Source organism: Streptomyces sp. NPDC020681 (genome assembly GCF_044334895.1).
In the GTDB taxonomy this organism is placed as follows: domain Bacteria; phylum Actinomycetota; class Actinomycetes; order Streptomycetales; family Streptomycetaceae; genus Streptomyces.
In genome coordinates, this window is the sequence record NZ_JBIRTX010000010.1 from 13,903 (window position 1) to 36,856 (window position 22,954).

General features: G+C 67.7%; 23 protein-coding genes. 15 read left to right on the forward strand and 8 right to left on the reverse strand.

Annotation, left to right across the window (positions count from 1 at the left end):
* Positions 1-530: 530 nt before the first annotated feature.
* Positions 531-1,007, reverse strand: coding sequence for an ATP-binding protein (locus tag ACH4YL_RS23520; RefSeq protein WP_398509384.1), 477 nt, complete (start codon positions 1,005-1,007; stop codon positions 531-533).
* A 154-nt stretch (positions 1,008-1,161) separates the two neighbouring features.
* On the opposite strand from ACH4YL_RS23520, the gene ACH4YL_RS23525 reads away from it, so the two are divergent.
* From ACH4YL_RS23525 to ACH4YL_RS23535, 3 genes are read left to right on the forward strand one after another with little or no spacing between them, the layout of a single operon-like run.
* Positions 1,162-2,007, forward strand: coding sequence for a Scr1 family TA system antitoxin-like transcriptional regulator (locus ACH4YL_RS23525; protein ID WP_398509385.1), 846 nt, complete (start codon positions 1,162-1,164; stop codon positions 2,005-2,007).
* Complete coding sequence (locus ACH4YL_RS23530; protein ID WP_398509386.1) at positions 2,004-2,201, forward strand: DUF397 domain-containing protein; 198 nt, start codon at positions 2,004-2,006, stop codon at positions 2,199-2,201. The genes ACH4YL_RS23525 and ACH4YL_RS23530 overlap by 4 nt, the downstream gene beginning before the upstream one ends.
* A gap of 51 nt (positions 2,202-2,252) precedes the next feature.
* Positions 2,253-2,987 (forward strand): carbonic anhydrase, encoded by a 735-nt coding sequence (locus ACH4YL_RS23535; protein WP_398509387.1) that lies wholly within the window; start codon positions 2,253-2,255, stop codon positions 2,985-2,987.
* A 14-nt stretch (positions 2,988-3,001) separates the two neighbouring features.
* Here ACH4YL_RS23535 and ACH4YL_RS23540 read toward each other — a convergent pair whose 3' ends face one another.
* Together ACH4YL_RS23540 and ACH4YL_RS23545 are read right to left on the reverse strand one after the other, a co-directional pair.
* Complete coding sequence (locus tag ACH4YL_RS23540; protein WP_398509388.1) at positions 3,002-3,238, reverse strand: tetratricopeptide repeat protein; 237 nt, start codon at positions 3,236-3,238, stop codon at positions 3,002-3,004.
* Positions 3,133-3,648 carry a tetratricopeptide repeat protein gene (locus ACH4YL_RS23545; RefSeq protein ID WP_398509389.1) on the reverse strand — a complete coding sequence of 172 codons (516 nt, stop codon included), beginning with the start codon at positions 3,646-3,648 and terminating at the stop codon, positions 3,133-3,135. Before ACH4YL_RS23545 ends, ACH4YL_RS23540 begins: the two co-directional genes overlap by 106 nt.
* A 106-nt stretch (positions 3,649-3,754) precedes the next feature.
* On the opposite strand from ACH4YL_RS23545, the gene ACH4YL_RS23550 reads away from it, so the two are divergent.
* The 6 genes from ACH4YL_RS23550 (at position 3,755) to ACH4YL_RS23575 (ending at position 13,958) form a co-directional block, all read left to right on the forward strand.
* Positions 3,755-4,987 carry a hypothetical protein gene (locus tag ACH4YL_RS23550; RefSeq protein WP_398509390.1) on the forward strand — a complete coding sequence of 411 codons (1,233 nt, stop codon included), beginning with the start codon at positions 3,755-3,757 and terminating at the stop codon, positions 4,985-4,987.
* Positions 4,984-6,585, forward strand: a complete 1,602-nt coding sequence (locus tag ACH4YL_RS23555; RefSeq protein WP_398509391.1) for a substrate-binding domain-containing protein — start codon at positions 4,984-4,986, stop codon at positions 6,583-6,585. Before ACH4YL_RS23550 ends, ACH4YL_RS23555 begins: the two co-directional genes overlap by 4 nt.
* A complete protein-coding gene (locus ACH4YL_RS23560; protein ID WP_398509392.1) occupies positions 6,569-7,345 on the forward strand; it encodes a hypothetical protein in 777 nt (258 codons plus the stop codon). The genes ACH4YL_RS23555 and ACH4YL_RS23560 overlap by 17 nt, the downstream gene beginning before the upstream one ends.
* 70 nt (positions 7,346-7,415) lie before the next feature.
* The gene (locus tag ACH4YL_RS23565; protein ID WP_398509617.1) at positions 7,416-7,646 is read left to right on the forward strand and encodes a DUF6296 family protein; all 231 of its coding nucleotides are present in this window, start codon (positions 7,416-7,418) and stop codon (positions 7,644-7,646) included.
* 97 nt (positions 7,647-7,743) lie between these two features.
* A complete protein-coding gene (locus ACH4YL_RS23570; RefSeq protein ID WP_398509618.1) occupies positions 7,744-10,737 on the forward strand; it encodes a glycine--tRNA ligase in 2,994 nt (997 codons plus the stop codon).
* A gap of 365 nt (positions 10,738-11,102) precedes the next feature.
* On the forward strand, positions 11,103-13,958 hold the full coding sequence (locus ACH4YL_RS23575; protein ID WP_398509393.1) for an ATP-binding protein: 2,856 nt from the start codon (positions 11,103-11,105) through the stop codon (positions 13,956-13,958).
* 288 nt (positions 13,959-14,246) lie between these two features.
* On the opposite strand, the gene ACH4YL_RS23580 is transcribed toward ACH4YL_RS23575, so the two are convergent.
* Positions 14,247-15,632 (reverse strand): hypothetical protein, encoded by a 1,386-nt coding sequence (locus ACH4YL_RS23580; protein ID WP_398509394.1) that lies wholly within the window; start codon positions 15,630-15,632, stop codon positions 14,247-14,249.
* A gap of 126 nt (positions 15,633-15,758) precedes the next feature.
* Between ACH4YL_RS23580 and ACH4YL_RS23585 the strand changes: the two genes are divergently transcribed.
* The 3 genes from ACH4YL_RS23585 (at position 15,759) to ACH4YL_RS23595 (ending at position 18,302) form a co-directional block, all read left to right on the forward strand.
* On the forward strand, positions 15,759-16,196 hold the full coding sequence (locus tag ACH4YL_RS23585) for an SsgA family sporulation/cell division regulator (RefSeq protein WP_398509395.1): 438 nt from the start codon (positions 15,759-15,761) through the stop codon (positions 16,194-16,196).
* A gap of 870 nt (positions 16,197-17,066) precedes the next feature.
* On the forward strand, positions 17,067-17,336 hold the full coding sequence (locus ACH4YL_RS23590) for a hypothetical protein (protein WP_398509396.1): 270 nt from the start codon (positions 17,067-17,069) through the stop codon (positions 17,334-17,336).
* Between the two features lie 3 nt (positions 17,337-17,339).
* A complete protein-coding gene (locus ACH4YL_RS23595) occupies positions 17,340-18,302 on the forward strand; it encodes a RimK family alpha-L-glutamate ligase (protein ID WP_398509397.1) in 963 nt (320 codons plus the stop codon).
* Positions 18,303-18,328: 26 nt separating this feature from the next.
* Here the strand turns inward: ACH4YL_RS23595 and ACH4YL_RS23600 are convergent, their stop codons facing one another.
* Entirely contained in the window at positions 18,329-18,622 is a 294-nt protein-coding gene (locus ACH4YL_RS23600) for a hypothetical protein (RefSeq protein ID WP_398509398.1), read from the reverse strand.
* On the opposite strand from ACH4YL_RS23600, the gene ACH4YL_RS23605 reads away from it, so the two are divergent.
* Positions 18,617-19,309: a recombinase family protein gene (locus tag ACH4YL_RS23605; RefSeq protein ID WP_398509399.1), complete on the forward strand. Its 693-nt coding sequence runs from the start codon at positions 18,617-18,619 to the stop codon at positions 19,307-19,309. The genes ACH4YL_RS23600 and ACH4YL_RS23605 overlap by 6 nt on opposite strands.
* A gap of 337 nt (positions 19,310-19,646) precedes the next feature.
* Here ACH4YL_RS23605 and ACH4YL_RS23610 read toward each other — a convergent pair whose 3' ends face one another.
* From ACH4YL_RS23610 to ACH4YL_RS23620, 3 genes are read right to left on the reverse strand one after another with little or no spacing between them, the layout of a single operon-like run.
* The gene (locus tag ACH4YL_RS23610) at positions 19,647-20,615 is read right to left on the reverse strand and encodes an NAD(P)-dependent alcohol dehydrogenase (protein WP_398509400.1); all 969 of its coding nucleotides are present in this window, start codon (positions 20,613-20,615) and stop codon (positions 19,647-19,649) included.
* Positions 20,612-20,785 (reverse strand): helix-turn-helix transcriptional regulator, encoded by a 174-nt coding sequence (locus ACH4YL_RS23615; RefSeq protein WP_398509401.1) that lies wholly within the window; start codon positions 20,783-20,785, stop codon positions 20,612-20,614. The genes ACH4YL_RS23610 and ACH4YL_RS23615 overlap by 4 nt, the downstream gene beginning before the upstream one ends.
* A gap of 53 nt (positions 20,786-20,838) precedes the next feature.
* Positions 20,839-21,267 (reverse strand): hypothetical protein, encoded by a 429-nt coding sequence (locus ACH4YL_RS23620; RefSeq protein WP_398509402.1) that lies wholly within the window; start codon positions 21,265-21,267, stop codon positions 20,839-20,841.
* Between the two features lie 121 nt (positions 21,268-21,388).
* Here ACH4YL_RS23620 and ACH4YL_RS23625 point away from each other — a divergent pair, with 121 nt between their 5' ends.
* Both ACH4YL_RS23625 and ACH4YL_RS23630 read left to right on the forward strand, forming a co-directional pair.
* The gene (locus tag ACH4YL_RS23625) at positions 21,389-21,895 is read left to right on the forward strand and encodes a DinB family protein (protein WP_398509403.1); all 507 of its coding nucleotides are present in this window, start codon (positions 21,389-21,391) and stop codon (positions 21,893-21,895) included.
* Positions 21,896-22,043: 148 nt separating this feature from the next.
* Complete coding sequence (locus ACH4YL_RS23630; RefSeq protein ID WP_398509404.1) at positions 22,044-22,874, forward strand: DUF427 domain-containing protein; 831 nt, start codon at positions 22,044-22,046, stop codon at positions 22,872-22,874.
* The last annotated feature ends 80 nt before the right edge of the window (positions 22,875-22,954 follow it).

Below are 22,954 nucleotides of genomic sequence, written 5' to 3' on the forward strand. Positions count from 1 at the left end.
GCGATCTTGGCTGCCGAGAGGTAGCCGGCGACGGAGTCCCCCGCTGGGGCTGGAGTGCGGCGAAGAACCCCTTCCCGCGGACGAAGAACCAGTGGTTGGTGCCCTTCTCCCAGGCACCAACCTTCCAGCAGTAGACGGATACCGAGATTTTGGCCCTGAAGGTGCCCTCGCGGGTCCGCGCATCGGTGACGGAGTTGTATGCGGGCACACGGCCGGTTGACCTGGGCGAGGCGACCACACGATTCATCTGATGGTTCCCCTCATAGTGCTAGCTGGCCGGCTTTGGGCGCTGCCGACTCTCGCCATGAGCCGACCGCCAACGCGGGGAAACATACATGTACCTTCGTGCGCCACCGCGCGCTGCCATGGCCGCAGGTAGGCGTCCATGACCGACCGTTGGGATTGCGTGTGGGTCTGGTGCCCAGGGCATTCTGTCGGGCTGCGGTCCGGTCCTTCTCAGGTTGATCGTGTTGCGTAGACGTGCCCGGGTGTGTTGATGACGGGTGGGTGTTTTGACTGGCTGGGGACGCTCATGATGCGGGCCGTGTATGGCCGTTGTTGAGGAGCAGCTCGGCCCAGGCCGTCTTGCGCGGCGGCGGGCCGTCCTCGACGCCCCAGCTCGTGGCCAGTGCCTCGACGAGCAGTAGCCCGCGCCCGGACTCGGCGTCCGAGGCCGCCGGTGAGCCGGGCGGGCGCGGCAGGAGGTCGGCGCGGGTGTCGGAGACTTCGATGCGGAGCTGCTCCTCGGGCATACGGAGCGTCAGAGCGAGTTCGAAGTCCCGGCCTGGCACCCGGCCGTGGAGGACGGCGTTCGAGGCGAGCTCGGCGACGATCGACGCGGCTGTGTCGGACGGCTCGCTGCCGTACGGCACGCCCCAAGCATCCAGCTGCTGAAGCGTGAGCAGCCGCGCCAGCCGGGCGGCGTGGCGGGTCGCGGAGAAGCGCTGCCGGAACACACGTACGGTAGCAGGGAGTTGGGGCGTAAGGGATTCGGTCTCCGTGGACATGGCCACCACGGTGGCGGGCTCGCGAGGCCTGTGGCCAGGTCCGGAGCGTGTACGCCGCGCGAGCGTACACGCATACAGAGTGGACAGTACGACGAAGGTGCCGTAACCCTGGGTGAGATGAGCGCGGGGAGATCCACGCACCGGGAGGCCGCGGATGGGCTGGGAGCACGAGGGGCACGGCGGGGGCAGCGACGAGCCAGATGCGTCGGACAGCATGAAGACGTTCGGGGCGGTGGTGCAGGCGTTGCGTGAGTACGCGGGCCTTAGTCGGGACGAGTTTGCGCCGCGGGTCGGCTTCTCGAAACACACGGTGGTGTCGATCGAGCTCGGGCGCAGGATGCCGGACTCGGACTTTGTGGAGCGCGCGGAGCAGGCGCTGGGCAATACAGGGGCGTTACGCAAGGCGGCTCGGCACTTGTCGCGCCAGCCGGGCTTGGCGGCGTGGTTCCGCCGCTGGGCCAGGTTGGAGCAGGAGGCGCTGAGCCTGCACACGTACGAATCACGGCTGGTGCCGGGTCTGTTGCAGACGGAGGCGTACGCACGGACGCTGTTCGTGGCCCAGGTGCCGCCGCTCGCCGATGAGCAGCTCGAAGCGCAGGTGGCCGCCCGTCTGGAACGACAACGACTTCTCCGGGAACGGCCGAACACCGCGTTCAGCTTCATCATCGAGGAGCATGTCTTTCTTCGGCGGACCGGCGGCACGGAGACCGCGCGAGAGCTCATCGGTCACGTACTGGAGAGCGCGTCGCCACGGAATATCGAGCTTCAGATCGTGCCGCTGGAGCGGGGGGTCCACGCCGGAATGGCTGGGCCGATCCGGCTGCTGGAGACCCCGGATAACCGGTGGTTCGGCTACTGCGAGGGGCAAGAGAGCGGCGAGTTCGTCTCCGACCCGAAAGTGATCAGCACGCTTCACATGCGGTATGCAAAACTGCGCTCACAGGCCCTCACTCCCGAGGACTCCACGGGCCTGTTGGAGCAACTGCGAGGAGCGCTATGAGCAGCACCGAACTGGCCTGGTTCAAGAGCAGCTACAGCAGCGGCTCGGGGGACGACTGCGTCGAAGTCGCCACCTGCCCCACCACCATCCACATCCGCGACTCCAAGGTCCCCGCCGGCCCCCAGCTCGCCGTCGCCCCCGCCGCCTGGCTCGCGTTCGTCACCCAACCTCCCTTTCCGGCCAACGATCAGTAAACGATCACCCAATGGGAACGCCGGGCCGAATGTGCCGCATACATTCGCCCCGTGAATTCAACACAACACAATCCCCCACCGCACAACACAGGCCGCCGCACGCTGCTCAAAGCGGCCGCGGTCGGCGGTGCCGTAGTCACCGGCGGGCTCGCGTTCGGCGCGATACCCGCCGCCGCGACGACCGCGCCTACCCGCCCCCGTCCCGCCACCCCCGCCGACGCGCTCAATGAGCTGTCCGCCGGCAACCGCCGCTGGCGCAGCTTCCGTCAGCAGCACCCGAACGAGTCGCGGACCGTGCGCGAGGCGCTGGTCTCCGGGCAGCACCCGTTCGCCGTCGTGCTCGGGTGCGTGGACTCGCGCGTACCGCCGGAGCTCGTCTTCGACCAGGGGCTCGGCGATCTGCTGACCGTGCGGTCCGCGGGCGAGGTGCTGGACGAGGCGGTTCTCGGCTCCGTCGCATACGGCGTGCTGGAGCTGGAGATACCGCTGATACTCGTGCTCGGCCACCAGTCCTGCGGCGCGGTCGCGGCGGCGGTCCACGCGGACGAGACGGGTGAGCAACTACCGCGCCACATCCAGTACTTGGCCGATCAGATCAAGCCCGCCATAGACCACAGCCAGCACGGCGACGCACGCGTGGACTCCACGATCAACCGCAACGTAGGCCTGATCACCCGCAAGCTGTCCGCCGAGCCCGACCTCGCCGCCAAGGTCGCGAGCGGCGATCTGGCGATCGTCGGAGCCCGCTACGAGCTCACGAACCAGCTGGTTCACGCCATCGCCTGAGTCGACCTGCCGGCTCACAAAGCCGATGCCATCCAGTCGTGGATCTCGACGGCGTATGCATCGCCGGGCGCCAGTTCCAGCGCGTGGTCGAGGTCCGCGACGGCTTCATCATGGCGGCCCAGCAGATGCAGTACGCGCGCCGGGTTCACCCACCCGAGGGCGTTGTCGGGCTCGACCTCCAGCGCGCGGTCGGTTCGCTCCAGCGCTTCGGCGTGCCGTCTCTGCATCCGCAGATTGACGCCCCAGCCCATGTACACCGCCGCGACGACGTCCTGCGGGGCTCGCGATGGAGCGATGCGGCTGCCTGCTCGTAGGTCGCGTCGGCCTCCTCGAGACGGTCCAACTTGTCGAGTTGGTTCGCCAGGTTTGACAAGGTAAGGGCCTCGTCGGGCTCGATCTCAAGGCTGCGGCGGTAGCTGACGACCGCGTCCTCGAACCGGCCGAGGTCGGCGAGCAGATTCCCGCGGATGCACCACGCAACGGGCCGCCGCGGCGAGATCCGTCCCGGTTGCAACAGGGCAGCCTGGCCGAGCCGGTCGATCGCCAAGACGAGCTCGCCGTCCGCGACGGCGGCGTTCGCCTGCGCGAGCAGCGCGTCCGCCTCGGCGCCGACGGCCCCCGCGCCCTGCGTGTCTGGAACCTCAACTCCCGTACCCTCCACCGGCTTTGTTCACCTTGGATTCGCTGAAGTCTGCACGTAATGGTCCCGGATTGGGGAATGCTGTCATCGGCTGAGGCGGGGGAACGCGGGGGAGGCGTCCGTGGTCATGGGGGAGAGAACTGTCGTCGAGGAGCCTCGGCTGCCCGTGCGGTCGACGTCCTTGTGGGCTGAGCGCGGCTTCCTGCTCGTCTCACTGCCCGCGCTTGCCCTCGCACTGATCGGCATCGCTCTGCTCTCCGTCTCGGGCAACATCCTGCTGCCGTTTCAGCGGATCGTCACCCTCGAAGGCAAGATGGCGTCGAAGCGGGAGTTCTTCGAGGACAAGGAAGTCCAGCGGCTGCTGCTCAAGCACCACTACAAGATCCACATCACCGGTACGGGCTCGCGCGAGGTGGCCATCAGGGACATCTCCAAGTACGACTTCGTCTTTCCGTCCGGTCAGCCCGCGGGTGACCTCATTACCGACGAGCGCGCAGCTGCCGGCCAGTACAACAAGGTGCACCGGCCGTTCGTCAGCCCCATCGTGCTGCCCACCTATCGCGCGTACGCCGAGACCTTGGAGGCCGCGGGTCTCGCCGCCAGGCAGACCGGCTCCGGGGACAAGCCGCTCTACTACACCCTGAACACCAAGAAGTTCCTGGACGAGATCAACAACAAGCGCCGGTGGTCCGACATCGGGGTCCGGCAGCACGGCATCACCAACACCAACAGGATCCTCGTCCAGAGCCCCGACGTCTGCGACTCCAACTCGGCCGGCACCTATCTCGCGCTGGTCGCCTTCACCTGGCGCGGCAACGGCGACGATGTGCCCAGCAACGACAAGGCCGCGGACGAGCGGGCCCGGGCAGTCAAGCCGCTCCTGGAGCAGGGCATGCCCGCCTCCGACGTGTTCCGGACGTACCTCTCGCCGGAGGGCAAGGGAATCGCGCCGGTCGTGGTGGCGTACGAGCATCAGTTCTTCACCTACCAGGCGCAGTACAAGGCCGAGAAGCAGAAGCTGGATTCCGATCGGGTGCTTCTCTACCCGGACAGTCAGTTCGTCACCCAGCCGCAGTTCATCGCGCTCAACAAGGAGAGCGACAAGCTCGGCGAACTGATCACGATGGACCCGGAGTTGCGTCAGCGCGCTCTGGAGCTGGGCTTCCGCATTCTCGACCCGACCGGCCAGGTGGAGGGCGACCGGCTCACCGAGTTCCTTCAGCAGCGCGAGATCCCGGTCCCGTCGATACAGAAGGCCGACACGCACACCTCGATGCCCAAACTCCGCTATCTGGAGCGGATGATCTCCATCGTCGGCGAGTGCCCGCCCGCCGACCTGTCGGCCGGAGGGTCCGGATGAGGCCCGCCCGCCGGGCTCGGAACCTTGTCGTACTCTGCCTGGTCCTCGTCCTGCTCTCCACCGCCGCGGCCTGTTCCACCGGCGACAACGAGCCCACCACCCTGCGCGTGCTGGCCAGTTCGGAGCTCGCCGACATGGAGCCGCTGCTCGACGAGTTCCGCAAGGACAGCGGCATCAAGCTGGAGATGGACTACCGCGGCACGGTTGACGCCAGCAACGCGCTCGCTCCCGGAAAGTACCGGCACGATCTCGCCTGGCTCTCCTCCGACCGCTATTTCCAGCTCAAGCTGAAGCAGGCCGGGAAGGCCGGGAAGTCCGTCGAGCGGCCGCTGACCACCAGCATCATGCGGTCGCCCGTCGTCATCGGCATGAAGCCCGCCACCGCGAAGCGGCTGCGCGGCCGGACGCCCGACCGGCAGATCTCCTGGGCGGACGTGGCCGACGCGGCGGCGGACGGATCCCTGAAATTCGGCATGGCCGACCCACGCCACAGCAACAGCGGGCTCGCGGCCCTCGTCGGAGTGGCGACCGCGGCCGCGGGCACCGGCGGCGTACTGCGCCCGGGCGATGTCTCCTGCGACCGGCTGCGCGGCTTCTTCAGCGGACACGAACTCACCGAGGACTCCTCCGGACGCCTCGCCGACGGATTCGTACGCAACCAGAACGGCCTCGACGCGCTCATCACCTACGAGTCCCAACTGCTCGCGCTCAACAGCCGCGGAAAGCTGCGCGAGCCGCTGGAGATCGTCTATCCGAAGGACGGCATGGTGCTGTCCGACTATCCGCTGCTGCTGCTCGACACCGCGAAGCGGGCCGCGTACGACAAGCTCGTGGACTGGCTGAAGAGCGAACCGGTCCAGAAGAAGATCATGGAGCAGACGCTGCGCCGGCCGATCGACCCGGCCGTGCCCCGGGTGCCGCGGCTGCGTGAACCCGTCGGCAACGCCTTGTACTTCCCGGACGATCAGAAGGTCGTCGACCGGCTGCTCGCCGACTACGGCGACCCGAAGCGGGACAAGGCCGCGCAGGTCGTTTTTCTGCTCGACTTCTCGGGATCGATGCGCGGCGAGCGCATCAAGCAGCTGCGGGCCACCTTCGACGGGCTCAGCGGCGCCGACGACTCGCGCTCGGGCAAGTTCGTCCGGTTCTACCGCGGCGAGACGCTGACCGTCATGCGCTTCGGCGGCCGCGTGCTGGACGAGCGGAGCGTGACGTACGAACGGCAGGCGGATCTGGACCGGCTCCGCGGATTTGTCGCCTCCGACGACTTCGACACCAGCACGGCCGTCTGGTCCACGCTCGACCACGCCTACCGGCGGGTGTCGGCTCTCGCGACGGCGCAGCCCGGCCGGGCGCTGTCGATCGTGCTCATGACGGACGGCGAGAACAACGCGGGAATGAACCTCGACACCTTCATCCTGCGGTACGAGGCACAGCCGCGGACGGCCCGCGCGGTGCGCACCTACACGGTTCGCTACGGCGAGGCCGACACCGCCGAACTCGACCGAGCGGCACGGGCCACCGGCGGACGCATGACCGACGCCACGGCCCAGTCGCTCCTCAGCGCTTTCAAGGAGATCCGTGGGTGTGTTCAGTGAGGCGTGGTGGGCCGTCTGGTGGCCGTGGATGCTCCTGTGGCTGCTGACCGCGGTCTGTGTGGTCACAGTGCTGGTGCTGGCCGTCTCCCGGGTCGCCCGCGGCAGAAAGGCTCCCGACGGGGGCCTCACGTACCGGATCTGCTTCTACCTCAACGACAAGCAGGTCATCGACTACTACCTGAGCCGCGGCGACGTGGGCTCGCTGCGCAAGAACGTGAAGCAGACGACCGCAGGCGGCAAGACCGCCAATGTCCACGCCTCGGGATTCGGGGTGAGCGCGGGCGGAGGCAAGAACGACAACAGCGAGATCGTCAGCGAGTACCTGGAGGAGACCGAGCCGATATCGGTGATCGGCGGGATCATGAAGGAACTGGAGGAGAAGGACGTCACTGTCCATGTCGACCTCCTCACCGAGAGCATCCGGCGGAACGCGGCGATGACCCGCGCGCTGGCCGCGCTCCAGCGCCCCGGGTCCGCGCGACAGCATGTGCGGCTGCGTGACATCGAGGACTTCGTGCTGATCAGGGGCAGGTTCCGGAAGATCAGCGCGGCGGACGACATCACCGTCTTCCTCGCGCCCTACGGCAACCCGGACACCCTCGACGCCCCGGGCCCCCGCGTCCGGGTCAGCTGCCCGACGGAATGGCTGCGCAACGAAGTCCCGCGGGGCACGTTCTCGGCCCGCTGCCTGGGAAAGGTCCAGGACTGGAACGCGCAGGACGCGGTTCTCGAAGTGGACGCCATGGCGATCTTCCGCTGACCGGGACGCCGGCTGTCGTGAGGCGCCTCAGGCGCGGGTGAGCGACCATGGAGGGCAGGAGGTGGCCGCCATGGAGTACCCGGAGAGCTACGAGCTGATTTTTCAGGCGTCCGCCGTGGAGGACGACGCGGTGATCGTCCGGCGCACCGACAGGTCGGGAGCGGGCGGGTATCCGATCTACGAGGACGAGACCGGCATCGTACGCGCGGAGATCAGCGACCGCGGAGAGGTACGGATGGTGGCGAGCGGAGGCCACCAGGTGATCGGCGCACCACTGTCGGTCCGGCCGCTCACGCCCTGACCGCCGCGCCTCAATTCGTCGTGGAGCTCGTCGAGCTTGTGGAGAATCGTGCCGTCCGATGCCACTGATCCTCCGTGAGGTTGTTGCCGTGCTGACCATGCAGGACGCGTTGCTCGCGCTGACCAGGTACTGGACCGACCGCGGGTGCACCGTCGTGCAGCCGTTCAACACCGAGGTCGGCGCCGGAACACTCAACCCTGCGACCGTGCTGCGCGTGCTGGGTCCCGAGCCGTGGCGGGTCGCGTATGTCGAACCGAGCGTGCGGCCCGACGACGCACGCTACGGCGAGAACCCGAACCGGCTGCAGACACACACCCAGTTCCAGGTGATCCTCAAGCCCGACCCCGGCAATCCGCAGGAGCTGTATCTCGGCAGCCTCGAAGCCCTCGGGATCGCCGTGCGCAAGCACGATGTGCGGTTCGTCGAGGACAACTGGGCATCGCCCGCGCTCGGCGCGTGGGGCCTGGGCTGGGAGGTGTGGCTCGACGGGCTGGAGATCACTCAGTTCACCTACTTCCAGCAGGCCGGCGGCCAGTCCCTCGACCCGGTCTCCGTGGAGATCACCTACGGCATCGAGCGGATCATGATGGCGCTCCAGGGCGTCGACCACTTCAAGAAGATCCTCTACTCGCCGGGGATCTCGTACGGCGAGGCCTTCGGTCAGGCCGAGTACGAGATGAGCCGGTACTACCTCGACGACGCCGATGTCGAGCTGAACAAGCGGCTGTTCGAGGAGTACGCCACCGAGGCCGAGCGGATGCTGGAGGCGCGGCTGCCGGTGCCCGCGCACAGCTTTGTGCTGAAGTGCTCGCACACCTTCAATGTGCTGGACGCGCGCGGGGCGATCAGCACGACGGAGCGGGCCCGCGCCTTCGCGAGGATGCGGGGTCTCGCGCGCACCGTCGCCGCGCTGTGGACCGAGCGGCGCGAAGAACTCGGGCATCCGCTCGGCACGGCTGACGTCCCTGCCGCGGCCGTCGCCCCGACATCCTTCGCCGAGACCGACGAGCCCGCGACGCTGCTCTTCGAGATCGGCACGGAGGAGCTGCCGCCGGCCGAGGTGACCCGTGTGACGGAGGCGGTCCGTACGGTGGTGACCGAGAGACTGGCCGCCACCAGGCTGGAGTTCGGCGACGTCGCCGTGCAGGGCACGCCGCGGCGGATCGTGGTCACCGTCGCCGCCGTCGCACCGCGGGAGCCGGACGCTCATCGGACCGTCCGCGGGCCGCGCGTCAGTGCCGCGTACGACGCCGGCGGCGGGCCGACCCGCGCCGCCGAAGGCTTCGCGCGCGGACAGGGCGTCGCCCCCGGCACGCTGGGTCGCACCACGGAGAAGGGCGTCGAGTACGTCGCGGTGACGCAGACGGACGCCGGACGCGGCGCGGTCGAGGTGCTGAGCGGCCTGCTCGGCGACGTCGTGACCGAACTGCGCAGCGAGAAGAACATGCGGTGGAACGACACCAGGCTGTCCTTCAGCCGCCCGATCCGCTGGCTGCTCGCGCTCCTCGGCACGGTCCCCGTACCGGTCGTCGCGTCCGCACTGAAGTCCGGCACGACAACCCGCGTCCACCGCACCGCCGAAACCCCGGAGATCGAGGTGGCCGCGGCGGACGGCTACGCGGAGCTGCTGGCCTCGCACGGAATCGACGCCGACGCGGAAGTCCGCCGTTCGCGCATCGTGGGACAGGCGAGCGAACTGGCCGCGTCAGTCGGCGGATCGGTGGACCTCGCCGCCGAGTCCGGCCTCCTCGACGAGATCACCAACCTTGTGGAACGGCCGAACGCGATCCTCGTCTCCTTCGCCGAGACCTATCTCGAACTGCCCGACGAGATCCTCACCACCGTGATGCGCAAGCACCAGCGGTATCTGCCGGTCCGCGACGCCCGCGGCTCGCTGCTGCCGCACGTCGTGGCCGTCGCCAACGGCGAGATCGACACCGATCTCGTCCGCACGGGCAACGAGGCGGTGCTGCGCGCCCGCTACGAGGACGCCGCCTTCTTCTGGCGCGCCGACCTCAAGACACCGCCGGCGGAAATGAAGTCCGGCATCGCGAAGCTCACGTTCGCGGACCGGCTCGGTTCGATGGCCGACCGGGCGGACCGCATCCAGGGCCTGTCCAAGCTGCTCGCCGACGAGATCGGCCTGGAGGCCGGCGGACGCGAGGTCCTCGAACGGGCCGCCGCGCTGGCCAAGTTCGACCTCGGGTCGCAGGTGGTGACGGAGCTGTCCAGCCTGGCGGGAGTCATGGCCCGCGAATACGCGCTGCGGGCGGGGGAGTCCCCGGAAACGGCGCAGGCGCTGTTCGAGATGGAACTGCCCCGCTCGGCCGGTGACGCCCTGCCCGCCTCGCTGCCGGGCGCACTGCTCTCACTCGCGGACCGGGTCGACCTGATGGCGGGCCTGTTCGGCATCGGCGCGACGCCGACGGGCAGCTCGGACCCGTACGGCCTGCGGCGCGCGGCACTGGGAGCGGTCAGCGTGCTGCGCGCGTTCCCGCAGCTGCGGGCCGTACCGCTGTCGGGCGCGCTGTCCCTGGCGCGTACGCAGCTCGCCTCGCGCGGCGTCGACCTGCCGGCCGAATCGGTGGACGCGGCGGCGGAGTTCGCGGTGCGGCGCTATGAACAGCAGCTGCTGGACGCGGGCCACGACCACCGCTTCGTGAACGCGGTCCTCCCGCTCGCCGACGCGCCCGCGCGGGCGGACGAGACGCTGCGGGAGCTCACGGGGCTGTCGGAGGACCCGGCCTTCGGCGAACTGGTGGCGGTGCTCCAGCGGGTGCGGCGGATTGTGCCGTCGGATGCGGAAGCCGGGTACGAGGCGGGGCTGTTCGCGGAACCCGCGGAACGGGCGCTCGGCGAGGCGGTCTCCGCGGTCCGCGCGCGGCTGGCGGAAGGGGCCGGTGGGTTCGCCGGATTTGTTGCCGCCGCCGAGGCGCTGACGGCACCGGTGAACACGTTCTTCGACGAGGTGTTGGTGATGGCGGAGGACGAGGCGGTACGCCGGAACAGGCTGGGCCTGCTCGCGTCGATCAGGGACCTGGCGGAACCGGTCCTGGACTGGCAGGCGCTGGGCACGTCGTTCCAGTCGTAGACCTCGACTGCGACTGCTGCTGTGCTCTTAGCGCCGGACGGGCTCCCTGGGACTCGTCCGGCGCCCTCGCTCCATTAGCCACGTCCCTGGCCGACCTCCTGAGCATGTTCTGCAGGTGACTCGGTCGTCCAGGACTACCAGCCCATCCTTGCGACCAGCCACCGGCAGGACTTCGCGGTGCCTCCTGCTCGTGACCGCCAGGATCTGACGCGCACCGGCTACTCGTCCGGAATGTCCACGCAAAGCTCCCAAATGCTCGCGCGCGTGCCACTCGGTGGTGCCTTCGGGTAGGCGCTCGCCGGCGTCGGGCTATCGGCCCGCGCTGGTGGGCTGGGTCGCACTCTGGGCGGATTAGGATCCGGCGTATGGATGAGTTTCAGCCGTGTCTGCCGTCGGTCAGCGCGTTGTCGGGTAGGTCACGGTGGGTGGGTCGCGAGGCTGAATTGGTCGTTTTGCATGGTTTGTTGGGGTTGCTGGGACGGGGGGTGGGCGGTTGTGCGCTGGTGGAGGGGCCGCCGGGGATCGGCAAGAGCTCCTTGGTGAGTGAAGCGGTGCGTTCCGCTGGTGCGGAAGTGTTGGTGTTGCGGGGCAGTGCGGATGAATTCTGCGTGAGTCTGCCGTTTCAGTTGATCACTGAAGCGTTGCGACCAGTGCGTGAGGTGGCTCCGGTGCCTGCGGCGGGATCGCTGTGGGGTGCGGGTGCGCGTGATCCGCTGGCAGCAGGAGTCCAGGAGGCCCTGGCCCGGGTCGAGCGGGCTTGCGCGGTACAGCCCGTAGTGCTTGTCGCAAGTGATCTGCAGTGGGCTGACGAGGCGAGCCTGACCGTGCTCGGTTCATTGGTGCGCTTGACCGCGCAGCTGCCATTGCTCTTGGTCGCGGAGCTGACGACGGGCTCAAAGCGGGAAGAGGTGCATCAACTCAGGCGAGCCATCAATTCCGCCGGGGCGGAGGCGATCACGCTTGGCCCACTGGAGCCGGAGCAGACCGTGCTGCTTGCGGAAACATTCCTGGGCCGACGTCTTTCTTCGGGCTTGCGGCAGCTGACTTCGGAAACTGGCGGAAACCCACTGTATGTACGGGAGTTGACGGCAGCGATGGTGCGCGAGCAGCGCATTGACGTCCGCGGTGGGTGTGCACATTTGGTGTCGGGGGGCGCGAAGCGCTTGCCGGGTTCGCTGGGTGCGGCGATCGCGGATCGTGTGGGCCACATGGCGAAGGACACGCTGGAGGTGCTGCGTGCGGCCAGCATGCTCGGGACATCCTTCGAGCCGGGCGAGCTTGCGGCGGTCGTCGGCTGGCCCGTCGAACGGATCGTCGAGGCCCTCCACGAAGCGACCGCGACGGGCGTATTGAGCGACACGGTGTCTGCCGCTGAATTCCATGCGCCATTGTTGAGACAGGCGTTGTATGAGTCGATGCCGACGGCGATACGGGCACTTCGGCATCGGCAGACCGCGCAGGCGCTCAGCGAAGGCGGCTGGCCGGCCGAACGAGTCGCCGCCCACCTCGCCGCGGCCGAAAGCACACCGGATGAATGGACCCTCTCCTGGCTGGCAGCGTCCGGCACGGCCCTGCTGTACCGGGTCCCGGAGCTGGCCCGGGAGTTGCTGCAGCGGGCTACCGCGTCCTTGGCCCGGGACGATGAGCGGCGGGAGCCGTTGAAAGCAGTCTTGGCGATGGCCGCCTTCCTACGAGGCAAGCTCGAGGAGTGTGAGGCCATCGCGACCCGGGTCCTAGAGCACACCGAGGATCGCGAACGCGTTGGCGAGATGACCTGGATCCTCGCGTACAGCCTGATGCACCAGGCGCGCCACTCCGAGGCCCTCGAGGTGGTGACCGCGGTTCGTGGGCGCTGGGGGCTTCCACGGGTCTGGGAGGCCAGGCTGTGCGCCCTGCACGGGATGCTACTGAACGTGGCGCCATACAGCGGGGAGAGCGAGGGGCCCGCCATGCCGGTGCTGCGCAACGCGATGGAACTCGGCCGCTCCATGGGTGACGCGCAGACCATCGCCTACTCCGCAAACGCCATGCATGGCTGCATGCTTCGAAGGCACATGTACGACGCAGCGCAGCGCTTCCTGGAAGAAGGTCTCACCGCAGCAGGTGGCGACCCTCACCTCACCGATATCCGGCTCCTTTTGCTGTGCAACAGCCTGAACTACTGGCGCAAACGCGATCGGATCGACAAGGTGCAGGAGGCCATCAGGCAGGCCCGCAAGTTGGCGACGGAGGCAGGCACGGCCCGGCTCGGGTCGGTCCTGGTCTCCACTGCAGAGATCGGATACACCCTGGGCACCTGGGACGACGTGCTGGCCGATCTCGAGGCTGTGGGCGAGATGCCCGATCGCTACGCCAGCATTTCCGGATATGGTGTCGCGGCGCTGATCTGGGCGCAGCGGGGCGAACTGGCCGCTGCGCGGGAGTATCTGGACAAGATCGGAGACCCGGAACAGATGGACCCCAGCGCCTGGGAGGTCTCCGACCACCAGTGGGGTGCCCGGCTGGTGATCGCAGACGCGACGGGGAATCGGGACGAGGCGCTCGCGACCATACGCCGGATCCTCACCGATGAGTTCCAGGGCACAGTGGAGAAGGCGCACAGTCTGCTGACGCGATCGGTGCGCATCGCTCTGCGGCTGAGCGAGCGGGACCTGGCCGCGGACCTTGTGGCTACCGCGCACCGCAGTGCACACGAGGATCACCGCGCTGAGGTGCGTGAGGTGGCGCTGCAGTGCCAGGGGCTGTTCGCCAGCGATCCGGGTACTTTGCGCGAGGCGCTGGGGTACTTTCGGGGTGCGTCATGGGTCGTGGATGCGGCGGCGTGTGCCGAGGATCTGTCGATCGTGCTCGCCGTGGCGGGAGACACGGAGGCCGCCAAGGCCGCAATGCGGGAAGCCGCGGAGGGCTATCTCGCGCTCGGGGCAGCGGGGGAATTGGACCGTGCAGATGCCCGGTGGCGTGAGGTGGGCTTGCGGCGGGGCGCTCAGGGCAGCCGTAAACGGCCGTCCTCGGGCTGGGAGTCGCTGACTCCTACCGAGCAGCGGGTTGCGGCGCTCGTTGCGGAGGGGTTGTCGAATCCAGATATCGGCGAGCGTTTGTACTCCTCGCGTCGCACGGTCCAGACTCACCTCACGCATATTCTCGCCAAGCTGGGTCTGCGCTCACGTAACGAAGTTGCCCAGGCCATTCCCGAACGGCCGCAGTCGCAAGCCGTGAGCTGACGAGCGGCGCTATCGCGCTGGTGGGAGTGCAGCAGGCCGGCGAGCAGCAGGCCGAGCGGTCCCGATGATTCCGATGGTGGTGTGCACCGTGGAGTTCTCGCATACGAGGGGAAAGGCTCTTGCTGAGACGGGCCGCCGCTCGCATGGTGTCCGCGCGGTGTTTCGGTCCAGCGTGCTTCTCTCTCTCCCTTCCGGAGTTCCCCGCACAATGCGACATCGCGCGACTCCAAGATCATCCGGATGGTGTCGGAAGCCGTCGTCAAGCGGTCGAGGACATCCGCCCACGGTTCAGGGCTTGGTGGCGATCAGCCAGGCCCGCGCCCGCTCGTCGAGATCCATCGCAACCCGCGCTCGTCGCCGTTTGAACGGCGTGAGGTCACCGCGCATCCCGGTCACCGCGTCGACAATCCGCGCCGAGCGCACACCGCCCGCAACCTGCAGCACGGTCTCCCAGGTGTCGCAAGCCTGCTCCAGATGACCCTGGCGGCATTGCACGGCACCGGCGTACGCCATGCTCATTGCGGTCGCACGCGCGAATGCGACCCCGCGCCAGTGACTCGCAGCCTGCGAGAAAAGGCGTTCGGCCGTGCTCCAGTCGCCCAGGCCCATAGCCGTTGTAGCGGTGTGCATGTCGACCGCGGCGGCGGCCGAACCCCGGACTGCGACCCAGTACGGCATTTGCGCCGCGTCGCTGTCCTGGATCAGCCGTCCAGCCCGAGCCGCCTCGGCGACGGCCTCGCGCCGCCGCCCGTGCAGCGCGAGCGCGCGGGCCCGGGTGATCGCGTACAGGGACTCCGTCCCCGGGTCGGTGCGGTTCCTGACCCGCTCCAGCGCGGCATCCGCGAGCGACAGACTGTGCTCGAAGTGGCCACTCTCCATCCCCTGGTGGGCGAGCGCGTACAGGACGAAGGCACCGTGCTGCTCGTTGTGCGCCTCGCGGGTGAGCCGGTAGGCCTGGAGGTAGTACCGCTGGGCCAGCCCCAGCTCACCGCCGTCGTGCGCCTTCCACGCGACCAGGAACACCAGACACGCCGCGGCCGACAGCATCTCCTGATGCTGCGTCAAGGTCCGGAACCGCGCACGGCACAGCGTGGCCACGTCGGAGACCAGATACTGCACGGCGGCCGAGCGCCCGTGCTCGCCGCCGTGACGCTCGTCGATGAAGGTGAACATCCGCGTCATGTCCTTCACCGCCTGGATCTCCGCCTCCCCGGCGCTCCCCGTCGCGCGGACGGCGCTGCCCCGTGCGGCGATCTCCCGGGCGCGTTCCAGGGGAAGCGCGGCGGCGGCGATGGAGTACGCGGCGTCGGCTGCCGGGCCGAGCCGCTGGATGTCGGCCCGCCCCAACCGTGTCAGGGCGTCGACGGGGCTGCCGCCGCCCCACGCCTCGTGGGCGGACGCATCCCCGCCGAACGGCTCGGCGGGAGAGGGGAGTCCGAGCTGCTCCCGGGTGACCAGGCGTCCCAGCTTCCGGGCCAGGGCCTCGGTCAGACAGGCCGCGGCGGCATCGTGGGGCTGGGTGCCGGCTACCCAGTGCGCAACGGCGGAGGAGTTGGTGCGCAGCTTGCCGTTGCCGGTCTCGGCGGCAACCGCGCGGATTTCTTTGGCCAGTTCGGCGTAGCTGCATCCCGCAGTACGTATCGCCTGCCGTAATCGGGTGTTCGGAGTGCGCATCCTCTTCCCCCGTGACGTCTTAAGCGGATTAAGCAGGTCCGGAGATCGCCGAAGCTACCCTTCCGCCGTGATCGCACGTTGACTTTCCGTAAAAATCCCCCGCAAAAGCCGAAGAGAGATACCTGCATGAACACGGTCGTGGAACGAGAACTGGAGCTCACTCTGGTGCTTCCGCCGCATCGCATCCCCGTACCGGCTCTGCTGTCCTACCGCACCGATGATCCCCGTGCTGTCCACTTCACCATCCATCTCGATTCCGTCTGCCCCATCACCTGGCGCATATCCCGGTCGCTGCTGGTCGAAGGGGTGTTCCGGCCGTGCACCCGAGGCGATGTGAGCGTGTGGCCGACGCAGGTCGGCGGGCGCAAGGTGTTGTGCATGGCCCTGAGACCGCCGTTGGGCCGCGCGCTGCTGGAAGTCCCCGCGGCCGCGGTCTCCGCTTGGCTGGAACGTACGCTCACACTGGTCGCGCCGGACACGGAATCCGATCCGGACGAACCGGACGAGAACGTGGCCAAGGCCCCGGCCGTGCGCTGTTCGCCGAGTTCCCTCGGCTGGGGCTAGGCCGTTCTGATGGCTCTTGCTGGGGTGGGCGGACCACCTCGCTCACGGACTCGACCTGCCTACGGACGTTGCTTGAGCAAGATCTCCCGGTCAATCTACTCATCAAATCGCAGTCGATGCCGTCATCGGAGATCGTCGGGCCGTCGGTCAGCGGGCTGGTGACGGCGCTCCTGTCGCCGGTGTGTTGAATCGCGGTGACAAGCGCGCCCACGGCAGGGTCAGACAGCCGGGCAGAGGTGACGCCGATCGGCCGGCCGGTTGCCTGCTGCGACCATCGAATACCGCACGTCCAATCCGGAAAGACAGGACGTCGTCGGACTGGAACCTGCGCACCGATCTGAGCCTGCGCAGGCACTCGGACACCGCCCGCTCGACCCCCTCAGACCCTCAATCGGCCACGGGCCGGCGTCGGGTGTGGGCACGAGGAACGGGCCGACGCTGCGCAGTCTTTCGCAGGTCTCCTCGAAATCCCGCCGGGGGTGGGAACCGGCGGTGACGCCTGAGCAGGCGTGGGGCCTGACCGTGTGACGAACACGGTGGTCTGCTGGCACACCACCGCCGAACGGTCATCACCCATCAGCCGAAACACCAAGCCGACACGTCACGACCCCATTCGCGCACAACGTCGTTGTGGCCACGACGGCAGGTCCGCCGAAGCGGCATCCTCGACTCCGAAAACCCACAAGAAGCAGGCATCGATTGACAGGGAATCAGAAATCACTTTGACCGTGGTTCATCGATAGAATGAAAAACATTGGGTGGGTGCCTTAACAGCAGGCGTCGTCGGTTCGTGGTGCCAGGTATGACTTTATGGCTGGTCAGAGGTACCCATGCTGCCGCCTTCGAAACGCCGGAATAGGGGAGGGGAATTTGTCCAGCAAGCAGGACCGGAAATCTACTCAGGCAACCGACCAAGAAGAAGAGACGGTGCCGGACTCGGAGAAGCCGAGCACTTCCGCCGCAGAAGCGTCGTCGAAGGCTGCGGACGCAGTCGACGCCATCGATGATGTTCTTGATGAGTTCGATGATCTGACACTTGCCGAACTCGGATTCCGAAAAGACGAAGTGGTGGACCCTGCCACGATAGACGAGGCCATCGCGAAGAAAGTCCAACAGTACGTGCAGAAGGGCGGTCAGTAGTCGATGGCCCGCCCGGCGCCGAAACCCGCACTGGTGCTCAACGGTGAAGGGCTTGCTGAACATGTCGACCTTGCGAGTGAGCTGCTCGCTGTCGGCGTTGAGGTCGTTTTCCGTAGTATCGAGGAACTCGCTATCGATATCGGGCCCGGGGGAGTCCGCATTCGCGAGACGGTGAGCGGGCGGGATCTGGCTGACTTCGGTCTCGTGCAAGTCCTGGCCTACCAACGGCCCACCGCGACTCTGTTGAACGCGGTCGCGGACTACCTCGCGATCAAAGGAGTCCGCGCCGTCAACGTCGCAGGCATCGGCGCGCCAACCAAACTGTTCAAGTACGTCCGGCTGGCCAACCGGGGACTGTCTATACCATCCACGATCTATCTACCGTCGCGATTGCTCCCAGGTGCCTTTGATGATCTGGCCATGCAGCTTGACCTGCCGTTCGTGTTGAAAACGGTCACGGGCGGTGGAGGTGGCGGGACCCGCCTCGTCGGTAGCGAAGGAGTATTCACCGAAGCACTCCGGGATGCCGACCACGCACGAGGGTTTCTCGCCCAGGAACTCGTGCCACCCGACGGTTCGTATTTCCTGCTCGTGTTGGGAGGTCATGTCCCGTTTGCTCTGCAGCATCGCAGCGTCGGTGGCAGCGATCTGCTGGCGAAATCGGGCTGGGGGGACGCTACTCTCGTCGACGTGCCAAGGCTGGATCCGGTGGCGCGGGAGACCGCTGTGCAAGCCGCGACGTCATTGGGGTATGACATCGCCGGTGTCCGGCTCGTCCGGCATTGGACGACCGGGCAATGGTGTGTCCTGGACGTAAGCCCGAACCCACCGATTGGCAGCGGCGGGTACACAGCCGAAACGGTCAGCGCATACTCGGCATACTTGAAAAGGCGACTCACCGATCCTAATCAAGCGGACGCCAAGGGCTTGTTGGAGCCCGGTGCTACCGGGCTGCGGCTGGACTGACCCTGGCCGCATCCCCGCACTACTCGTCACTCGTCGCGGCGGCAGGGCCGCGCGGCGGGACAGACGCAGCCCATCGTGGCACCGAGTTCCATGGCCGCGCTATGCAGGTTGCCCTTGTGGCGGGTCAAGGCGGCCAGGTAATCCGCCGTACGCGCGCCCCGCTGAGCGGGCGGGGAGGTCTCGTCGATGGCGATGCGGATCGTTTCATAGGTGTTCGCTCGTGAAACACCGTCACCCGGCGGACGTGTCCAGGGCGAACGGTGTTTCACGAGCTGTTGCAAACGGATCGCCCTCAACGTGCCGACCCGCGCCGTGTGCAAGCCCGGCTCCGCCTGGTCCGAGCTACCCCGACGGAGGAACGCCGGCATCGAACCCGTCGGGCACGCCCGTCTCGGTACGCCCGCGCATCCACTGCCCGGCAGTCCCTCGACTCCCAGCTCGAATCGCTCGCCGAGGCCGGGGTTACCCGGATCTTCTCCGAGAAGATCTCCACCCGCGCCATCCAGCACCCCGAACTGGAGAAGACAGTCGCCCTGTCTGGCGAACTGCGCGCCTCCTGGGTGCGCGTCACGCTCGTCGTCCACGAGCACAGGCTGCTCGGCAGCGGAATCGAACTGGCGACCCTGGCCGAGGAACTGAAGGCGACCGACGTCGCCCTGGAGTTCCTCACCGGTGAGCTCCAGGGCTCGCACGACCCCTCCGGCGCCGTGTTCACTGTGCTGGCCGCCGTCTCTGGCAGGGAACGCGAGCACATCCGCGACCGGACCCTGGAAGGCCAGGAGTCCGCCCGCAAGCGCGGCAAGACCATCGGCGGCGCGGGCGTCACCGACGACATGCTGTCCATGGCCCTCCACCTCCGCGAGCAGAGGATGAGGCTGCGCGACATCGCCAAGCGCCTCGTCATCTCCACAGGCAAGAAGACGGGCCAGCATCCCCCGCCGGCGACCGGCATGCGCATACTGCGCGAACACGACGAGCACGCGGCCGCGACGGAAGCTCCATGCTGACCTGCGACTCAGTCCTTGGCGTTGCCTTTTCGGCGAGAACTACTGGGACCCCGGGATAGTGAGCAGCTGGCCTTCATCGACGGTGACACGCCTGAGCACATCGACGCTGAGGATGAGGAGCTGGCCGCCCGACTGACTGTGTTGACCGTGCCGCCTTCCAGCTCTGGGACGAGGATGACGTGGCTCCCGAGGACTTCGACGATGGGTGGGCGGACTTGTTGCAGGTCGCCTGTGACTACCTCGGACTGCAACCGACGGTGTCGGACGTCAATGCACCGGTACTGGGCGCACCGGTGAAACTGTGACCGCCCGCTGCGCGGCACCGAGACGTGCTGCGTCACACGGTGATGACGACCTTGCCGCGCACCCGGCCCTCGTGCAGGTGCCTGATGGCGTCGGCGACTTCGGCCAGTGGGTACGTCCGGTCGACGACCGGCTTGATCTTGCCGGCCTCGAGGAGCTCCGTCAGGAACCGGAGGTCCTCCTCGCGTTCGGCCGAAATCAGGCTGAGCAGCTTCTGCCCTGTGAACGGCGAGAGCAGGGCCGCTCGGAGCAGCCGCTCGGTGCCGCCGAGCCACCGTCCGCCGTCCTCGCCGCCGACGATGACCAGCGTTCCGGCCGGGGTGAGCGCGCGCCGAAGGTGCGACAGCGACCGGTTGCCTCCGATGTCGAGGATGACGTCATAGCGGCGCCTGCCGTCCGCGAAGTCCTCGCGGGTGTAGTCGATGACATCGTCCGCGCCGATCGAGCGGACCAGATCCGTCTTTGCCGTCCTGGACACGCCGGTGACGTCCGCTCCGTACATCTTGGCCAGCTGCACCGCGAACGTCCCCACACCTCCGGCCGCACCGATGACAAGAACCTTCTGCCCTTCCTGGACCCGGCCTTTGTCGCGAACGGCCTGGAGGGCGGTGAAGGCGGACATGGGGACGGCCGCGGCCTGTTCGAAGGTGAGGTTCACCGGCATCGGAGCAAGCCGGTCCTGGCGGGCACACGCGTACTCGGCGAAGGATCCCTTGCACGCACCGAAGACCTCATCGCCGACCTGGAACCGGGTCACCTTGCTGCCGACGGCCTCGACATGCCCCGCGACATCCATGCCCCGCACGGGGTTCCTGGGTCCGCGGAACCCGTAGCCGAGACGCAGCGCGTACGGCTGGCCCGTCATCAGATGCCAGACGCCCGCGTCGACTCCGGCCGCGCGCACCCGTACGAGCACATCGCGGTCACCGACCGCCGGCTTGTCGATGTCCCGGAGTTCCAGCACATCGGCCGGTCCGTACACGTCCTGAACGATGGCCTTCATGGTGCTTCTCCTTCATCCGGCGTGTACTGGAAAACGCTGTCGAGCGGGACCTTGAACGCCCGGGCGATCTGGAAGGCCAGCTCCAAGGAGGGCGAGTAGCGGCCCTTCTCGATGGCGATGACGGTCTGACGGGTCACGCCGATGAGATCGGCCAACTGCGCCTGGGTCATCTCACCGTTGGCGAACCGGAGAGTCCGGATCGAGTTCGTGACTCGGGTCGGTTTCACCACGGCTGAAAGCCCCGCCTGTAGGCGACGAGCTTGGCCACACAGCTCAGGACGGACGACAGCACGAACGCCAGATAGATCGCGTTGGCGATCCAGAAGTAGTCCAGCTCTGCCACCGACATGACGAGTGCCGCGACGGCGCCGATGACGACGAACGACTGGCCGATGTACTCGCCGAACCGGCTGATCTCCCGGTCGCGTTGGTCCTTCTTGTCGGCGCCCTCGGGCGAGGCGGCGGCGACGGCGATGTTGAGCACGATGGCCGCCACGATCGCGGCGCCGATGGTCCACAGCAGCGTCGAGGCGTACGACACCTCGGTGAGAGGGGTGCTGTCCGCCCTCCCGAGGACGATGGCGAGGTAGGCCGCATAGGCGGCGACCGTGACCACCGCCATGATCCACGTGCGTTTCTCTTCGTATGACACCGCTGCCCCCATGTAAAAGAAACTTGACATGGATGAATGTAAGGAAGCGTTGACGCCATGTCAAGGATTCTTTACCTGGCGGCTGGGTCCGATGTCAGACCCTGATGCCACGATGGCGAGCATGAGCACTCCCGAACGCACCACGCCGCCCATGGACGCCGACGAGCGGGCCTCGCTGGAGAGTTGGCTCGACTTCTACCGCGCCACGCTCGCCCAGAAATGCGACGGCCTGAAGGACGACCAGCTCCGCGAGGCGTCCGCGGAACCCTCGCCGATCACCCTGCTCGGCCTCGTCCAGCACATGGCGGAGGTCGAGCGGAACTGGTTCCGCCGGGTCCTGGTCCAGGAGGACGCCCCGCCGATCTTCGGCGCGGGACCGGGGGCCCATGACGGCGGGTTCGACCTCGCCGACGGGGCCACGTACAAAAAAGCGCTGCCGATATGGCAGGCCGAGATCGACCGCGCCAGGGAGAACTGCGCCGCCCGCGAACTCGAAGACACCAGCCCTTTCATGGGCGGGCAGGTCACCCTGCGCTGGATCTACACCCACATGATCGCCGAGTACGCGCGCCACTGCGGCCACGCCGACCTGATCCGCGAGCGCATCGACGGGCGTACCGGCATCTGAGGGTCCGCTCCGGTGGATGGGCGACCGTCCCGTACACGTTTGCGGCGCGCTGTGATCTGGAGCAGCGCGGACATCGATGCCGACGCAGCGCCGCGGCTTCGGTGGTGCCGGCTTCCGGAGGCCGCTGCCGCAGCGAGGAGGAGAGCCGATGACCACACCGAATGAGGGCGCGGAAGCCGTGCCGGCCGTACGCCGTCGGCCCGATCCGGACGACAGCGTGATCTGGGAGCCGAGTGAGCGCTGGGTGCGTGCGACGAAGGGGGAGGTCACGGTCGTGGACAGCCGGCGGCCGGTTCTTGTGTGGGAGCCCGGTCGTCCCGTACCCCTGTACGCCTTCCCGGTCGCATACGTCCGGATGGATCTGCTGCAACGGACCGAGCGGTCCGCCAACCCGCGGCGTCATGCGGGAGCGACGGTCTTCTACGACCTTGTGCTCCCCGACCAGACCGTCGGGGCGGCGGCCTGGACCTATCCGAGCGAGGAGCTGGCCGGTTACCTCAGCTTCGAGTGGTTCGGGCGTGAGGTTCTCGACCACTGGTACGAAGAGGACGAGGAGATCTTCGTGCACCCGCGTGACCCGTACAAGCGGGTGGACGCGATGCTCAGCAACCGGCACGTGCAGGTCGAGATCGAGGGCACCGTCGTCGCGGACACGCACACGCCGGTTCTGCTGTTCGAGACGCATCTGCCGGTGCGCTACTACATTCCGCGGGAGGACGTCCGCCTCGACCTCTTCACCCCGACCGGCGCGCGAACGCGCTGCCCGTACAAAGGTGTGGCCACCGAGTACTGGTCGTGGGCCGGCGGCGACGACGTGCGGCCCGACATCGTCTGGAGCTATCCCGATCCACTGCCCGCCGTGGGGATCATCAAGGACCGGGTGGCCTTCTACAACGAGTCCGTGGACATCGTGGTCGACGGAGAGCGGCAGCAGCGTCCGGTCAGCTTCTTCAGCGAGCCGTCGCGTCAGAAGTCCTGACGGCGCGATCCGTCGAGCGCTGCAGGCCGGAGCGAGGGGGACTTCGCAGGCGCGGCAGCGCCGCCCGTCGACCTCACGGC

What these genes read in the sequence shown, in the direction of transcription:
- ACH4YL_RS23555 (WP_398509391.1), top strand. Translation starts at nt 4,984, where the DNA reads ATGAGGCCCGCCCGCCGGGCTCGGAACCTTGTCGTACTCTGCCTGGTC.
- ACH4YL_RS23615 (WP_398509401.1), bottom strand. Translation starts at nt 20,785, where the DNA reads ATGACCCAGGCGCAGTTGGCCGATCTCATCGGCGTGACCCGTCAGACC.
- ACH4YL_RS23540 (WP_398509388.1), bottom strand. Translation starts at nt 3,238, where the DNA reads ATGGGCTGGGGCGTCAATCTGCGGATGCAGAGACGGCACGCCGAAGCG.
- ACH4YL_RS23530 (WP_398509386.1), top strand. Translation starts at nt 2,004, where the DNA reads ATGAGCAGCACCGAACTGGCCTGGTTCAAGAGCAGCTACAGCAGCGGC.
- ACH4YL_RS23525 (WP_398509385.1), top strand. Translation starts at nt 1,162, where the DNA reads ATGGGCTGGGAGCACGAGGGGCACGGCGGGGGCAGCGACGAGCCAGAT.
- ACH4YL_RS23550 (WP_398509390.1), top strand. Translation starts at nt 3,755, where the DNA reads ATGGGGGAGAGAACTGTCGTCGAGGAGCCTCGGCTGCCCGTGCGGTCG.
- ACH4YL_RS23520 (WP_398509384.1), bottom strand. Translation starts at nt 1,007, where the DNA reads ATGTCCACGGAGACCGAATCCCTTACGCCCCAACTCCCTGCTACCGTA.
- ACH4YL_RS23625 (WP_398509403.1), top strand. Translation starts at nt 21,389, where the DNA reads ATGAGCACTCCCGAACGCACCACGCCGCCCATGGACGCCGACGAGCGG.
- ACH4YL_RS23595 (WP_398509397.1), top strand. Translation starts at nt 17,340, where the DNA reads ATGGCCCGCCCGGCGCCGAAACCCGCACTGGTGCTCAACGGTGAAGGG.
- ACH4YL_RS23585 (WP_398509395.1), top strand. Translation starts at nt 15,759, where the DNA reads ATGAACACGGTCGTGGAACGAGAACTGGAGCTCACTCTGGTGCTTCCG.
- ACH4YL_RS23570 (WP_398509618.1), top strand. Translation starts at nt 7,744, where the DNA reads ATGCAGGACGCGTTGCTCGCGCTGACCAGGTACTGGACCGACCGCGGG.
- ACH4YL_RS23610 (WP_398509400.1), bottom strand. Translation starts at nt 20,615, where the DNA reads ATGAAGGCCATCGTTCAGGACGTGTACGGACCGGCCGATGTGCTGGAA.
- ACH4YL_RS23630 (WP_398509404.1), top strand. Translation starts at nt 22,044, where the DNA reads ATGACCACACCGAATGAGGGCGCGGAAGCCGTGCCGGCCGTACGCCGT.
- ACH4YL_RS23580 (WP_398509394.1), bottom strand. Translation starts at nt 15,632, where the DNA reads ATGCGCACTCCGAACACCCGATTACGGCAGGCGATACGTACTGCGGGA.
- ACH4YL_RS23575 (WP_398509393.1), top strand. Translation starts at nt 11,103, where the DNA reads ATGGATGAGTTTCAGCCGTGTCTGCCGTCGGTCAGCGCGTTGTCGGGT.
- ACH4YL_RS23565 (WP_398509617.1), top strand. Translation starts at nt 7,416, where the DNA reads ATGGAGTACCCGGAGAGCTACGAGCTGATTTTTCAGGCGTCCGCCGTG.